This is a genomic window from Pseudoalteromonas mucoides (assembly GCF_049257175.1).
Classification (GTDB): domain Bacteria; phylum Pseudomonadota; class Gammaproteobacteria; order Enterobacterales; family Alteromonadaceae; genus Pseudoalteromonas.
The window spans coordinates 1-15,185 of record NZ_JBMMUC010000013.1; the positions used below are offsets into that span (position 1 = coordinate 1).

16 protein-coding genes and 1 pseudogene are annotated in these 15,185 nt (G+C 41.5%); 4 read left to right on the forward strand and 13 right to left on the reverse strand.

The window, feature by feature from the left end:
* Nucleotides 1–178: 178 nt before the first annotated feature.
* Nucleotides 179–382 (forward strand): annotated as a pseudogene (locus AAEU30_RS14445) (pentapeptide repeat-containing protein); the annotation flags it as partial.
* A gap of 2 nt (nt 383–384) precedes the next feature.
* Here the strand turns inward: AAEU30_RS14445 and rpsI are convergent.
* The 6 genes from rpsI to zapE form a co-directional block, all read right to left on the reverse strand.
* Nucleotides 385–777: a 30S ribosomal protein S9 gene (gene rpsI / locus AAEU30_RS14450; RefSeq protein ID WP_024600778.1), complete on the reverse strand. Its 393-nt coding sequence runs from the start codon at nt 775–777 to the stop codon at nt 385–387.
* Between the two features lie 8 nt (nt 778–785).
* Nucleotides 786–1,214, reverse strand: coding sequence for a 50S ribosomal protein L13 (gene rplM, locus AAEU30_RS14455; protein ID WP_002957960.1), 429 nt, complete (start codon nt 1,212–1,214; stop codon nt 786–788).
* A gap of 251 nt (nt 1,215–1,465) precedes the next feature.
* Nucleotides 1,466–1,951, reverse strand: a complete 486-nt coding sequence (locus AAEU30_RS14460; protein ID WP_421961095.1) for a DUF721 domain-containing protein — start codon at nt 1,949–1,951, stop codon at nt 1,466–1,468.
* A gap of 68 nt (nt 1,952–2,019) precedes the next feature.
* Nucleotides 2,020–2,430, reverse strand: a complete 411-nt coding sequence (mutT, locus tag AAEU30_RS14465) for an 8-oxo-dGTP diphosphatase MutT (protein ID WP_421961096.1) — start codon at nt 2,428–2,430, stop codon at nt 2,020–2,022.
* Between the two features lie 491 nt (nt 2,431–2,921).
* Nucleotides 2,922–5,630, reverse strand: a complete 2,709-nt coding sequence (secA, locus tag AAEU30_RS14470; protein WP_087533112.1) for a preprotein translocase subunit SecA — start codon at nt 5,628–5,630, stop codon at nt 2,922–2,924.
* A 351-nt stretch (nt 5,631–5,981) separates the two neighbouring features.
* Nucleotides 5,982–7,070: a cell division protein ZapE gene (gene zapE, locus AAEU30_RS14475; protein WP_421961097.1), complete on the reverse strand. Its 1,089-nt coding sequence runs from the start codon at nt 7,068–7,070 to the stop codon at nt 5,982–5,984.
* Between the two features lie 182 nt (nt 7,071–7,252).
* Between zapE and AAEU30_RS14480 the strand changes: the two genes are divergently transcribed.
* From AAEU30_RS14480 to AAEU30_RS14490, 3 genes are all read left to right on the forward strand, one after another.
* Complete coding sequence (locus tag AAEU30_RS14480; protein ID WP_421961098.1) at nt 7,253–7,696, forward strand: Z-ring associated ZapG family protein; 444 nt, start codon at nt 7,253–7,255, stop codon at nt 7,694–7,696.
* 130 nt (nt 7,697–7,826) lie between these two features.
* Nucleotides 7,827–9,179 (forward strand): Do family serine endopeptidase, encoded by a 1,353-nt coding sequence (locus AAEU30_RS14485; RefSeq protein ID WP_421961099.1) that lies wholly within the window; start codon nt 7,827–7,829, stop codon nt 9,177–9,179.
* A 102-nt stretch (nt 9,180–9,281) separates the two neighbouring features.
* Nucleotides 9,282–10,364: a trypsin-like peptidase domain-containing protein gene (locus AAEU30_RS14490; RefSeq protein WP_421961100.1), complete on the forward strand. Its 1,083-nt coding sequence runs from the start codon at nt 9,282–9,284 to the stop codon at nt 10,362–10,364.
* Between the two features lie 87 nt (nt 10,365–10,451).
* Here AAEU30_RS14490 and murA read toward each other — a convergent pair whose 3' ends face one another.
* Genes murA through mlaF form a run of 7 tightly spaced genes read right to left on the reverse strand, consistent with a single transcriptional unit; the run spans nt 10,452 to nt 15,112 of the window.
* The gene (gene murA, locus AAEU30_RS14495; protein ID WP_421961101.1) at nt 10,452–11,711 is read right to left on the reverse strand and encodes a UDP-N-acetylglucosamine 1-carboxyvinyltransferase; all 1,260 of its coding nucleotides are present in this window, start codon (nt 11,709–11,711) and stop codon (nt 10,452–10,454) included.
* Between the two features lie 13 nt (nt 11,712–11,724).
* Nucleotides 11,725–11,982 carry a BolA family protein gene (locus tag AAEU30_RS14500; protein ID WP_087533118.1) on the reverse strand — a complete coding sequence of 86 codons (258 nt, stop codon included), beginning with the start codon at nt 11,980–11,982 and terminating at the stop codon, nt 11,725–11,727.
* Nucleotides 11,983–11,987: 5 nt separating this feature from the next.
* Entirely contained in the window at nt 11,988–12,281 is a 294-nt protein-coding gene (locus AAEU30_RS14505) for an STAS domain-containing protein (RefSeq protein WP_087533119.1), read from the reverse strand.
* The gene (locus AAEU30_RS14510) at nt 12,274–12,948 is read right to left on the reverse strand and encodes an MlaC/ttg2D family ABC transporter substrate-binding protein (RefSeq protein WP_421961102.1); all 675 of its coding nucleotides are present in this window, start codon (nt 12,946–12,948) and stop codon (nt 12,274–12,276) included. Before AAEU30_RS14510 ends, AAEU30_RS14505 begins: the two co-directional genes overlap by 8 nt.
* Before the next feature lie 5 nt (nt 12,949–12,953).
* On the reverse strand, nt 12,954–13,502 hold the full coding sequence (gene mlaD / locus AAEU30_RS14515) for an outer membrane lipid asymmetry maintenance protein MlaD (RefSeq protein ID WP_087533121.1): 549 nt from the start codon (nt 13,500–13,502) through the stop codon (nt 12,954–12,956).
* Between the two features lie 15 nt (nt 13,503–13,517).
* On the reverse strand, nt 13,518–14,297 hold the full coding sequence (mlaE, locus tag AAEU30_RS14520; RefSeq protein WP_087533122.1) for a lipid asymmetry maintenance ABC transporter permease subunit MlaE: 780 nt from the start codon (nt 14,295–14,297) through the stop codon (nt 13,518–13,520).
* Nucleotides 14,297–15,112, reverse strand: a complete 816-nt coding sequence (gene mlaF, locus AAEU30_RS14525; protein ID WP_421961221.1) for a phospholipid ABC transporter ATP-binding protein MlaF — start codon at nt 15,110–15,112, stop codon at nt 14,297–14,299. The genes mlaE and mlaF overlap by 1 nt, the downstream gene beginning before the upstream one ends.
* Nucleotides 15,113–15,185 lie beyond the last annotated feature (73 nt).

The following is a 15,185-nucleotide window of genomic DNA, read 5'->3' on the forward strand; positions in this document are numbered from 1 at the left end:
AGTTTGCGAGTTTGCGAGTTTGCGAGTTTGCGAGTTTGCGAGTTTGCGAGTTTGCGAGTTTGCGAGTTTGCGAGTTTGCGAGTTTGCGAGTTTGCGAGTTTGCGAGTTTGCGAGTTTGCGAGTTTTATCAGAATGAGTTTTAAAACGCGGTAGTCAAGTATTTTGCCTCTTTACCCTAGCTAACTTTACCCTAGCTAACTTTACTCTCGCTAACCTTACTCTCGCTAACCTTACTCTCGCTAACTTTACTCTCGCTAACTTTACCCTCGCTAACTTTACCCTCGCTAACTTTACCCTCGCTAACTTTACCCTCGCTAACTTTATAGCACTAAAAACAAAAAACCCAGCCGAGGCTGGGTTTTTGGAATTCTGTAAAACGTAATATTAACGTTTTGAGAACTGTGGACGCTTACGTGCTTTCTTAAGACCCACTTTCTTACGCTCAACTTTACGCGCATCACGAGTAACGAAACCGGCTTTACGAAGTTGTGGACGTAGTGACTCGTCAAACTCCATAAGTGCACGAGTGATACCGTGACGGATTGCGCCAGCTTGACCAGTAGTACCACCACCAGCAACGGTGATGTGTAAGTCAAACTTTTCAGTCATATCTACAAGCTCAAGAGCTTGACGAACAACCATACGTGCTGTTTCGCGACCAAAGTACTCTTCTAAAGAGCGCTTGTTGATTACGATGTTACCAGTGCCTGGGCGTAAGAATACGCGAGCACTTGAACTTTTACGACGACCTGTACCGTAGTATTGATTTGCCATGATAGTGCTCCTTAAATGTCTAGAACCTGAGGCTGTTGTGCAGCATGGTTGTGCTCAGTACCCGCGTAAACTTTAAGTTTACGGTACATAGCGCGGCCTAAAGGACCACGTGGCAACATGCCTTTAACAGCTTTCTCGATGATCATTTCAGGCTTTGCAGCTTGAAGTTTATCAAAAGTAGTAGACTTAAGACCACCTGGGAAACCAGAGTGAGCGTAGTAAACTTTATCTTTGAATTTGTTACCAGTTACAGTAACTTTCTCCGCGTTGATAACGATGATGTAATCACCAGTATCTACGTGTGGAGTATATTCAGCTTTGTGCTTACCGCGTAGGCGATGAGCGATTTCAGTAGCGATGCGACCTAAAGTTTTACCTTCAGCGTCAACTACGTACCAGTCACGTTTTACTGTTTCTGGCTTAGCAACAAACGTTTTCATTTATAAAAATCCAATGTTTTTCAATTAAAACCACAGGTAATTATTATTAATTACCGCTCTAAATGTTTGCTCCAACCCCTTCGAGTTTAAGACTTTATGCGCCATTCAAAAGAGGCTAAGCTAATGAAGGCAATAGAACGCAACGTGGCAGACGCGGGAGTATACCAGCACTTAATAAACATTGCTACCTGACGGTTGTTTTTTCCGCAAGAAATTTAAAAATTCATAATACGGGCTTAATTAGAGCAGGTTTATTGTTTTTTCTTGCCGTGTAATGCTAAGCGTTCTAACTTCTCACGCAGCGAAGGGGGGGCACTTTGCGCAATAGCATTAAGATAGTCTGATGTCTGTTCACTCATGGGAAGTTTTTTAGCTATCGTCGCATTAGCTGTTTTAGCAGGATTATTGATACTTAAGCGTTGGGTAGATTGAGGGTTTGCAGTAATCTTTATTTGGCCAAGTTCTGCAAGACCTTGGCTACGAAAGTGCGAGAGCATATCCATTTTAAGGTAGTTCAAACGCAGAGCAATAGGTGCTGATACTGCTTCAATCATTAACGTACCATCTTTGTAATTACTGACTCGACACTTATCCGCTAAATTAGGACTTAAAAACTCAATTAAAAGTGCTTGTTGCTTATCAAGCGCTTGGCTTTTACCTGCATAGCTGGATAAGCGGCCACTTAAACCCGCCATAATATCGTTTAACGGTTTTGGCGCAAATTTGTCTTTAGCCATTACACACACCAAAAGTACAGTTAGAAATCAATTTTAATCCAATATAAAGCGAAAGCAATAGCTATTAATCATAAGCGTTCATTTGTGTTTATTGTTTTAATTTTTTCTATAATCTCTACATTAGCTGCAGGGAAGTTATAGTCATCTAGCTTATTAAGTGCTACCCATAGACTTTGCTGACCTTCAGCACCATGTGCATCACCGCTAAAATCAGTCACTAAATGCACATCTAGTTTCACGCATTTATCACCATAATCATGTTCAATAACCATTAATTCAGTTGAGCTATGAATAGTGAGTGCCACCTCTTCTTGTAGTTCGCGTTTCAGTGCCTCAAATACGCTTTCACCGCGCTCAACTTTACCACCTGGAAACTCCCATAAGCCACCTTGATGTTTATCATTTGGACGCTTACAGATAAACAATGTATTACCAGCTTTAATTACACCTACAGCAACATGTACTATTTTTTTTATCATTATTTACTCTTATAACGTATTTATAACCAATCACGGCTAAAGCCTGTTCCTACGAAAACCATTTTTGCATAGCGAAAAAGCCACGAGCGGCGAGCTATGAACCCTAGCTCCTAGCGCCTTTTACTTTTAGCCCTAACCTCTTTGTGAAAAAATCATTTACACTTTTCGCGGCTAAAGCCAGCTCCTACGAAAACCATTTTTTGCACAGCGAAAAAGCCACGAGCGGCGAGCTATGAACCCTAGCTCCTAGTGCCTTTTACTTTTAGCCCTAACCTCTTAAGCGCAGCACCTCTTAACCTCTTTGTGAAAAAATCACTTACACTTTTCGCGGCTAAAGCCAGCCTCTACGAAAACCATTTTTGCACAGCGAAAAAGCCACGAGCTATGAACCCTAACTCCTAGTCACTTCCCTAGCACCTTTAACCCTTAACCTTAATTTACAAACAAAAAAGCGACGCACATGCGTCGCTTTTATTAAAATAAAGCAATAGTTATTTTAACTTACCACAACATTGCTTAAATTTTTGACCTGAGCCACATGGGCATGGTTCATTACGACCCACTTTTGGCTCAGCGCGTGCAGTTACTGTTGCACTTGCAGGTGCTTCGCCACCTACATGTTCAGCTTCTTCATGTTGATATTCGCGAGGAGCATTTTCACTCTTACGGTGTTGCTCTTCAACTTTTTCTACATCATCTTCTGCACGAACTTGAACTTTACTTAAAATGCCAACAACGTCGACTTTCAAGTTTTCAAGCATTTCAGAGAATAACTCAAACGATTCACGCTTATACTCTTGCTTCGGATTCTTTTGTGCATAGCCACGTAAATGAATACCTTGACGCAAGTGATCCATTGCCGCTAAATGATCTTTCCAGTGTTGATCTAAGCTTTGTAACATAATTGCTTTTTCAAACTGGCGTAGAACTGACTCACCTACTTGCTGCTCTTTCTCTTTGTACGCGTTATTCACTTCTTCTTCGATACGCTCACGAAGCTTCTCTTCATATAACTTGTTATCGTCTGCTAACCATTGTGAAATTGGCAACTCTAATAAGAAGTCTTGCTTCAAGCGCTCTTCAAGGCCCGGGATATCCCACATTTCCGCAAGGCTTTGCGGTGCAATATATTGGTCAATGATATTACCAAGTACATCACCACGAATAACCGTAATTGTCTCAGAGATATCGCCTTCAACCAGTAATTCATTGCGCTGTGCATACACCACACGACGTTGATCATTCGCTACATCATCGTATTCAAGTAGTTGCTTACGAACATCAAAGTTGCGTGCTTCTACTTTACGTTGTGCGTTTTCAATTGCACGGTTTACCCATGGATGCTCAATTGCCTCACCACGTTGCATCCCTAGTTTGCGCATCATGTTAGTCATGCGCTCACCAGCGAAAATACGCATTAATGCGTCATCCATTGATAAGTAGAAACGGCTTGAACCAGCATCACCTTGGCGACCTGAACGACCACGTAGTTGGTTATCGATACGACGTGATTCATGACGTTCAGTACCAATAATATGCAAACCACCGGCAGCAATTACAGCATCATGGCGAACCTGCCATGCGGCTTTAATGTCAGCTATTTGCTCATCGGTTGGGTTTTCAAGTTTTTCAACTTCGCTATGCCAGTTACCACCAAGTACAATATCAGTACCACGGCCGGCCATGTTTGTTGCAATCGTTACTGTGCCCGGTAAGCCTGCATCTGAAACGATATCAGCTTCTTGAGCATGGAACTTAGCATTAAGTACATTATGCTTTATCTTTTCTTTACGTAAGAATTGCGACAAGTACTCAGAGCTTTCAATTGAAATAGTACCCACAAGCACTGGCTGTCCACGCTCTTGGCAATCTTTAATATCGACTAAAATTGCTTCGTATTTTTCTTCTTGTGTTAAATAAACTAAATCTGCGCGATCATCACGGATCATTGGCTTATTAGTTGGCATAACAACCGTATCAAGGCCATAGATTGACTGGAACTCAAACGCTTCAGTGTCTGCAGTACCTGTCATACCTGCTAGTGTTTCATAGATACGGAAGTAATTTTGGAATGTAATTGATGCCAACGTTTGGTTTTCGTTTTGAATTTTTACACTTTCTTTTGCTTCAACAGCTTGGTGTAAACCTTCAGACCAACGACGACCTTCCATAGTACGGCCTGTGTGCTCATCAACAATGATTACTTCGTTTTCTTTTACTACGTAATCAATGTCTTTTTGATAAAGTTTGTGCGCACGTAAAGCGGCATACACATGGCTAAGTAGCGTAATGCTACCCGCAGAATAAAGCGAGTCGCCTTCTTCAATTAAACCACGTTCAGTTAAAAGCTCTTCAACTTTAATTTGACCACGCTCAGTAAGATGAACTTGTTTAGACTTTTCATCGATAGTGAAATCGCCGTCACCTTCAACACCCTCTTCGTCTTCTTTTTCTTGTAGTTCAAGTAAAGGTACGATGGTGTTAATCTCAGTATATAGCTGTGAGCTATCTTCAGCTGGGCCAGAAATAATAAGCGGTGTACGTGCTTCGTCAATAAGGATTGAATCCACTTCATCCACTACTGCGTAATAAAGTGGACGCTGCACACGTTCATTAATGCTAAACGCCATGTTGTCACGTAGGTAGTCAAAACCAAATTCGTTATTAGTACCGTAAGTAATATCGGCGCTATATGCTTCTTTTTTCTGTTGCGGCATCATACCTGGTACGTTACAGCCAACAGTTAAGCCTAAAAATTCAAATAATGGGCGGTTAGTTTCAGCATCACGCTTTGCAAGGTAGTCATTCACGGTAATAACGTGAACGCCTTTACCCGTTAAGCCACGTAAATAAGCTGGTAAACTTGCAGTAAGGGTTTTACCCTCACCGGTACGCATTTCTGCTATGCGGCCTTGATGTAACACCATGCCACCGAGTAACTGAACGTCGAAGTGACGCATGCCATTAACACGCTTTGATGCTTCACGTACCACAGCAAACGCTTCAGGCAAAATATCGTCAAGGCTTTGCCCGTTATCGTAACGCTCTCTAAATTCTGCTGTTTTGGCTTTTAAATCTTCGTCTGAAAGCGCTTCAAGTTGCGTTTCAAGTGCGTTAATTAGCGCGACCGTCTTTCTTAAATTTTTAATAGTGCGGTCATTGCGACTACCAAAAATCTTGGTAAATAAATTAGATATCATGATAAAACCGTTACAATGTATTCTCTGCTAACCAGTCATTGGCTAACCCATTTAATGCACCCAATATATACATGGGGATTATTACCAATTAATATATTGCTCAATAAAAGCACATATTAATTAGTAATTTTGCTAAATGCTGTTAATTTCAGCATTAATTACGTGCGCTACTATACCAGACTCTGCGAAACATCAAACCATCGCGTAGTTAAGATACCCGTTTTATGCAATAAAATTTGTCGCAGCGCTGAAGGCCGATTAAATTTAGTTAAGTGATAAAACGAATGTGCTTGTTAGATATGGCGACAATAAACTTTAAATCAAGAGCGTAAAGTAAACTTGTCATCACGTTTAAGCCAAATGTTCTCTTGCTAAATACTCCAGTGACTGCATTTCTTGCAAACGGCTAATACAGCGTTTGAATTCAAAGTTTAGATTACCTTGGGTATACAATTCAGTAATCGCTTTTTCAGCTGAGATAATTAGCGTAACGTTACGCTCATAAAACTCATCGACCAACGCAATAAAGCGCCGCGCCGCATCATCATTAGCTTGGCCTAGTTGCTTAACGTTAGACAAGATCACCGTATTGTATAAACGGCTTATTTCCATATAATCCACTTGGCTGCGAGCTGTTTCGCACAGCTCACTGAATTCAAACATAACGATACAATCAGCTACTTTACGCGTTTTTATCATCCGCCCTTCGATTTTAATTGAAGTATCGAGCTTGCCTGGCTCTGGCGATAACTTATCAAAATATTCAAATAAGTTTGCATCGGCTTGTTGATCAAGTGGGCTGTGAAATATTTCAGCTTGCTCAAGTGTTCGTAAGCGATAGTCGATGCCTGAGTCCACATTAACAATTTCGGTATTGGCATTTACTAATTCAATCGCAGGTAGGAAGCGCGCACGTTGTAGGCCATTACGGTATAATTCGTCAGGCACGATGTTAGATGTAGCAACGAGCACGATACCTCGTGCAAAAAGTGCTTCCATTAAACCACCTAGCAACATTGCATCGGTAATATCTTGCACGAAAAACTCATCAAAGCATATGATGTCTGTTTCTGCTTTAAATATATCCGCAACAATCTCCAATGGGTTCGATTTGTTATTTAACTTTTTAAGTTCGTCATGCACTCGGTGCATAAAGCGATGAAAATGCACTCGCATCTTACGATCACCCGGTAACGCTTCATAAAAAGTGTCAACCAAGTAGGTTTTACCGCGCCCTACACCTCCCCAAAAGTACAAGCCTTTTATAGCCGGCGTGCTATCTTTATTAAATAGCTTTGCAAACCAACCTTTTTCAGCTGGCTTGGCAGCGGTTAAGTCATCGTATAGTCGCTGTAAGTGACGCACTGCATTTTCTTGAGCGGCATCATGTACAAAGTCATCACGCTGTAGATCTTGCTGGTATTTTTGCCAAGGAGTCATAGATAGTTACAATAAAACACGGTTTAATTTGCGCAATATATTAACACGCATCGTAACTCGGGGTATATTAGAGACAGTAAGATTTATTTAACCTGGGCTTAGGTTATTTAACGACAGACTAAATTTATTAATTACACACGCAATTTTTTCGTTATTTTTTATTTCCCAAAGGGGTAGAATTTATGGGCACCGTTACTTGGATTGGTATTATTGTTATTATTGCCGTCGCAGCGTTTTTCTTGGGCGCGTTTGTGACTAAAAAACAATTTAAGCAAGATGAACTAGAAGAACAAGCAGAGCAAGCTAAGCATGCACTAGAGCAATATCGCCAGGATGTTGCGGACCACTTAGCGAGTACCGGTAAGCTAGTAAATCGTATGAAGGACAACTATGACCAGCTTTTGAATCACGTTGATGAGACCAACAAGCTATTATTAAGTGATAAAAAACAGCACCCAGCTGAACCTTTCTTTTCAAAAGAAACCACAGAGCAACTGCAACGCTCATTAAAAGAGCGTCAAAGCGATCGTTCTTCAGCTGAAGCGCAACCTGCCGATTACGTATCGGGAGAGTCAGGCTTATTTGCTGGAGACGACAAAGTTTCAGAACATTCTAAAGCCTCTTGATGAACTTTTTTTTGACCCCATAGTCTGTAGATATAACAGCTTTATATCTAAACCTAGAAAAGGGCTGCTTATGCAGCCCTTTTTTATGTCTATGTTTTTGCTTTTTTGTGATGTGGAGTAAACCCTGACTATGAAAATGAAATTATCGTTAATCAGCGCAGCTGTTCTATCTGCGAGCCTATTATTAACCCCTACTGTATCAATGGCTAAAATGCCAGTGGCAGTCAATGGTCAACAATTACCTACCCTAGCTCCTATGCTTGAGCAAATCACTCCTGGCGTGGTGAGCATACAAGTATCAGGCTCTAAAGAAGTTCGTAGACGCGCCGATCCTCTTGACTTCTTTTTTGGCAATCCGCAACCGCGCAGCCAAAAACGAGAATTTAGTGGTTTAGGCTCTGGCGTGATTATTGATGCCGACGAAGGTTATGTTGTTACTAATAATCACGTGGTACAAGATGCCGAAAAAATGCTAGTGACTCTTGAAGATGGCCGTGAATATGAAGCTACACGCATTGGCAGTGATAAAGAGTCAGACATCGCCTTGTTACAAATTGATGCCGATGATTTAGTAGAAATTAAATTAGCAAATTCAGACCAACTTCGAGTAGGTGATTTTGCTGTTGCAATTGGTAACCCATTTGGTTTAAGCCACACCGTAACTTCTGGCATTGTCAGCGCGCTTGGTCGCAGTGGTTTAAATATCGAAGGCTACGAAGATTTCATTCAAACTGATGCCGCTATCAACCAAGGTAACTCAGGTGGTGCACTCGTTAATTTAAACGGTGAACTCATTGGTATTAATACCGCTATTTTAGGTGCCTCAGGCGGTAATGTTGGTATTGGCTTTGCAATTCCATCAAATATGATGAAGAACTTGGTTGATCAAATTATTGAACACGGTGAAACTCGTCGTGGTTCATTAGGTATCTCTGGTCGCCCATTAGATGCGGGACTTGCAAAAGCACAGCAGCTTGACGTCAAACAAGGCGCGTATGTTATGCAAGTAATGGACGACTCAGCTGCAAGCAAAGCAGGTATTAAAGCCGGTGATGTTATTATCAGTATCGATGGCAGTGATATCAGTGGCTTCCATGAATTACGCAGTAAGATAGCCACCTTAGGCGAAGGTAAAAAGGTTAAACTAGGCATTTACCGCGACGGTAAAGTAAAAACGGTTAAAGTCACTTTAGATGGCGCATCTGGCATGAGTGCTTCAGGCGATGAGCTACATCCAGCATTCCAAGGTGCAACGCTAGAAAGCATTCAAAAAAATGGTGCTAAAGGCATTGAGCTGACTTCTGTTGATCCGCGCTCACCAGCTGCACGCGTTGGCTTGGAAGAAGGTGATATCATTATGCAAGTAAACCGCCAACGAGTTGAGAATATTCGTGATATGAATAAGATCATCGAAAACACCAAAGGTAATATTGTGCTTGGTGTAAAAAGAGGGCGAGAATCTGTATTTGTTTTAATTCAATAACGCAAATATTGTACAAATGACATAAATAATAACAGCGGCACTTGCCGCTGTTATTTTTTTTGTGCCATCATAAAGGGATTGCCCACTAACAATAAGAATACCGTGCTAAAATTTTTAAAATTTGTCCTCCCCCCGTTGTTTGCCGGACTAGGCATTGCTTTTTTAGTGGTGTTCTTTAGCCCCAATATGCGTGCAGCGTTATTACCCAATGTGACCTTGCCAAGCGCAATCACCGCACAACACCTGAGCTTTGCTGACGCAGTTAAACGTGCAGGGCCTTCTGTGGTGACTATTTTCTCTGAGAGTATTTCTAGTCAACCTAGGTATAAACGCCAAAACACAGTACAAGAGCTGGGTTCTGGAGTTATCATGTCCAGCGATGGTTATATTTTAACGAACTACCACGTTATTAATAACGCCGACCAAATTATGGTGATCCTCACCGATGGCCGCCGCTTTTTTGATGTTCAACTTATTGGCTTTGACACCATTACTGATCTCGCATTATTAAAGATAAATGCCGAGCACTTACCTGTAATCCCAATAAATAATGATTTTAACCCGCGTGTTGGCGACGTAGTACTTGCCATAGGCAACCCGCTTAACTTAGGTCAAACAATTACCCAAGGTATAGTCAGTGCAACAGGTAAGCAAAAGATCACCGACAGCCCGTACAACAGTTTATTACAGATGGATGCGGCAATTAACGTAGGTAACTCTGGTGGTGCACTGGTTAATTCCAATGGCGATTTAGTCGGTATTACATCAGCGCAGTTTAAAACCCGCGAGAACTTAGATATTCAAGGGATTTTCTTTGCAGTGCCATACTCATTAGCCAAAGAAGTAATGGATAAACTAATCCGTCATGGTCGCGTAGTACGTGGCTATTTGGGCTTCACGGGCACCGCGGTTGATAGTACAGGTAAAGAGGTCAGTGATAACTTTACGCCTGTTGCAGGCCTTCGTATTACCAATTTAGACCCATTAGGCCCTGCATGGCAAGCAGGTATTAAAGAGCAAGATATTATCGTTAAAATTGCTGGTGAAGATGTCAGTAACCCACAAAAAACACTCACTACAATCGGTAACTCAGAGCCAGGCCATGAAATTGAGTTTCAGCTATATAGAAATGGGGAAATACTTAAGGTAATGGTTAATGTGGCAGAGCTTGAGACGAAATTATAATATCAGTTCCAAGGTAAAAGGATAAAGTCGAAAGATTAAAACAAGGTTCTCACTTGAACCTTGTTACTTGAACCTTTCGACTTATGTTTAACTACTTCTACGTTTAATATTCGCACCAAGTGCACTGAGCTTATCTTCAATACGTTGATAACCACGGTCAACGTGATAAATACGATCTACAACGGTTTCACCTTTTGCCACGATTCCAGTCAAAATCAAGCTTGCTGATGCACGTAAGTCAGTTGCCATCACTTGGGCACCACTTAAGCTCTTCGTGTCGTCACAAATTGCTGTGTTACCTTCTAAGCGAATATTGGCTCCCATGCGTTGAAGCTCAGGTACGTGCATAAAGCGATTTTCAAAAATTGTTTCTGTGATAGTCGCACTACCATTTGCCACTACATTAAGCGCTGTAAATTGCGCTTGCATATCTGTTGGAAAACCGGGATGCGGCATCGTCTTGATATTAACGGCTTTAAGCTCACGGTTACGCATATCTAAATAAATAGTGTCATCGGTTACTTCTACCAGAGCATTTGTGGCACGAAGCTTTTCAATAACAGGTTCGAGACTATGAAAATCAGTGGCTTTACATAATACTTCGCCGCCAGCCATCGCTGCTGCAACTAGAAAAGTACCTGTTTCGATGCGATCAGGCAAAATACGGTGTTCACAACCATGAAGTTTCTCAACACCTTCAATCTCAATACGGCTAGTGCCAGCACCGGTAATTCTTGCACCCATAGCAATCAAACACGCCGCAAGATCCGTTATTTCGGGTTCACGAGCTGCGTTTTCAAGTACGGTTTTACCATCAGCAAGTGTAGCAGCCATTAATAGGTTTTCGGTTGCGCCAACACTGACCATTTCCATGTATATTTCAGCGCCTTTTAAGCGGCCGTCAACACTGGCATTAATGTAGCCATTTTCAACTTGAATATTCGCGCCCATACGCTCAAGGCCTTGAATATGAATATCAACTGGACGAGCACCAATTGCACACCCGCCAGGTAATGACACTTGAGCTTGACCAAAACGAGCAACCAATGGTCCTAACGCTAAAACAGATGCACGCATTTGTTTTACTAAGTCATAAGGAGCAAGCGTTTTATCAACGGTAGCACCATCAATAACTAACTGATCGCCTTGCCACTGTACATCAGCCCCAAGGGTTTTTAACAATGCTTCAGTAGTCCCAATATCACGCAAACGCGGTACGTTATTAAACGTACTTTTACCATCGGCTAAAAGAGCGGCAAAAAGAATCGGTAGCGCGGCATTTTTTGCGCCAGAAATCGTCACTTCACCCGCAAGCCCTGTGCCACCCTGAATTACAAATTGATCCATGAGGAGGCCTTAGTTATTGCGGTAAGATAAATTTTTGTTCACGCTTCCACTCTGTAGGTGTAAAAGCACGAATAGACACGGCATGAATAGTACCGTCAGAAATGGTATTCATTAATGGTGCATATACTAGCTGCTGTTTTTTCACTCGACTCAGACCATCAAAGCACTCGCCTACTGCAATCACTTCATAATGACTACCATTGGCTTTTACATGAACTTCAGCTAATTGTAATTCGTCGCGTAATAACGTCTCGACTTCGCTTGTTTGCATAACTCTCACTCAAATAGGGTTGTAACTTGACCTAACTGCATTAACTTTTGCAATTGATCAGGTATATTTTGCAATTCAAGGCGAATGCCTTGCTGCTTTAATTCTGCGAAAGAGTGAATTAACCAAGCTAAGCCCGCCGTGTCAACCCTTGATACATCAGAAAGGTCAAAATACCAAGTTTTATGGTTAGTTTGTGAGTTTTTATTAATAAGCCGTTCAGCAGCAATTGAGTTTCGGGTTAATTCACCACTAACTCGAAATTGCTGCTCGTCGATTTGAGTAACGCTTACTTTACTCATTACCACCTTCGCCTCTAAATTGGACTGGTAACTGACTTTTCTGTCTAAGCAGGTTACTGACATGCTCAATACCCTGCTGACGAAGAATCCCTTGCAGTTCGCTTTGTTTCGCATCTAATAGACTGATTCCTTCAGCTACCATGTCATAAGCTCGCCAATCACCGCTTCTGTCTTCGCGTACTTTAAAATCAATTTTAATATCAGGCTTATTAGGATCTACAATTTTAGTTTTTACTAATACAACATCCTGCCCAGCAAACGTTCTAGCAGGTGCAAATTCAACCTGTTGATTTGTATATTGAGTAAAAACACCAGCATAAGTCGCTACTAAATATTCTTGAAAGGCATCAATAAACTCTTTAATGTTTTCAACTGCTTGCTTTTGCTCTGCCGGATCTTTAATTGCACGAACTTTTGATACATGGCTACCTAATACGCGTAGTGCAGCATATTTATAATCAATGTAAGGCATTAATTCTTCAGTAACTATGACACGTAAATGCTCTTTATCTTGCTCAATTAATGGCTGATCGCGGGTAATACGCTGAAAAGTGTTATCAGATACCTGACGAACCATTTTATATGGGTCTTTTAAATTAACGGACTGAGCATTTACATTAGTTGCGATAAAAACAAATGCCACTAAAGTTAAAAATTTCTTAAACATAATAATTACTCACCACCTTGATTGAATAAAAACTGCCCGATCAATTCTTCAAGCACTAAAGCAGATTTGGTATCGGTAATAAAATCGCCGTCATTTAAAGCTTTGCTTTCTACGCCAAATAACTCGTCCAAGCCTAAGTCTTGATCATTACTTGTTACTTCAAGACCTAAGCAGGCTTGCTCTGCAGATTTAGGTGCGATGACTGGGTTAATTCCTAAATACTGCTCACCTAAAATACCCGAGGTTAAAATCGATACCGAACTGGTATCTGAGAAGCGACATTGATATTGCGCATCAATGGTCATATCAACTACTGGCAAAAACTCTTGCGGATGGATTGAAATAGCCTCAACACGCCCGACGACAACACCGCCAACCTTAATTGGAGCACGTGCTTTTAATGAGCCGATATTTTCAAATTTGGCTTTTAGCAAGTATGTTTCGCCACTACCACTAATGCCTGCGTTAGCTACTTTTAATGCCAGCATAGCAAAAGCTGCAATGCCAAGAGCTACAAAAAAGCCAACTAAAATTTCTAATTTCCGTGAATTCATTATCTAATACCTTTTTTAGCTGGTAAACATTACCGCTGTCAAAATAAAATCAAACCCTAAAACAGCCAAAGATGAGTGTACAACGGTCTCTGTTGTTGCTTTACTGATCCCTTCCGAAGTTGGTACACAGTCATAACCTTTATAAAGTGCTATCCAAGTTACAACGATGGCAAATACAAAGCTTTTAATCATGCCATTTAAAATATCTTGTTGGAATGACACCTGTGACTGCATGATTGACCAAAAACTACCGGTATCAACACCTAACCAGTCAACACCCACTAAATGAGCACCAATTATTGCAACCGCTGAGAAGATTAACGCCAGCAGTGGCATACTAATAAAACCAGCCCAAAAGCGAGGAGCTATAATACGCTTAAGCGGATCAATCGCCATCATTTCAAGGCTCGATAACTGCTCGGTCGCTTTCATCAAACCAATTTCTGCAGTAAGTGCACTTCCTGCTCGTCCGGCAAATAGCAAAGCCGTAACAACAGGGCCTAGCTCTCTGAGTAAACTCAATGCAACAAGTGGCCCAAGGCTGTCTTCTGCACCATAACCCACTAAAACGGTGTAGCCTTGCAGCGCGAGCACCATACCAATAAATAGACCTGATACCATAATAATCAGTAATGATTGCGAACCCACCATATAGAGTTGGCGAATAAGCAGTGGTGTGCCTTTTCTGAAATTAGGTAGATTCCACAGTGCACCAATCAACATTTGCGTTGAGCGGCCAAGTGCAGCAAATCGACCCAATGTTTTATGACCTAGCTTTTGAAATAAATCAAACATCAGCTACGCCCTCCAAGCAACTCGTCATTATAAGGCTGAGCCGGGAAATGAAACGGTACAGGCCCATCTGAAAGCCCTTTTAAAAACTGCTGTACTAATGGCGATTCATGGTTGCGCATTTGCTCTGGTGAGCCACTACCTATGACACCTTGATCGGCAATAATGATTACATGGTCAGCAATACTCATTACTTCTGTTACATCATGAGTAACAATAAGTGATGATAATCCAAGTACTTGGTTCAGTGATTTAATTAGTTTAACCAGCACACCCATAGAGATTGGATCTTGTCCGGCAAACGGCTCATCGTACATAATAAGCTCAGGGTCCAAAGCAATAGAGCGAGCAAGTGCAGCACGACGAGCCATACCACCAGAAAGCTCTGACGGCATTAAGTCTTGTGCGCCACGTAAACCCACAGCTTGTAATTTCATTAACACAACAAGGCGAATTAAATCTTCACTAAGGCGGGTGTGCTCTCTAAGCGGAAACGCGATATTGTCAAAAACAGACATATCGGTAAACAATGCGCCACTTTGAAATAGCATGCTCATTTTGGTACGCGCTGCATAAAGCTCTTTGCGCGTCATAGTTGGGATATTATCACCTTCAAACAAAATCGTGCCGCTATCGGGTTTTAATTGACCACCAATTAAACGCAGCATGGTAGTTTTACCAATACCGCTGGGCCCCATAATGGCAGTGATCTTGCCTTTCGGAACGCTAAAGCTCATATTTTTATATATGCTTCTATCGCCCCGTGAAAAGCTTACATCCTTGATTTCTACTATTGGTTGCGACAAGTCGCTCTCCATTTCTATTTTCACTACTTCCCCTATTTTAAGGCTTTTTACGCAAAGATGGAAAAAACAAATCGTAAAATTTTGT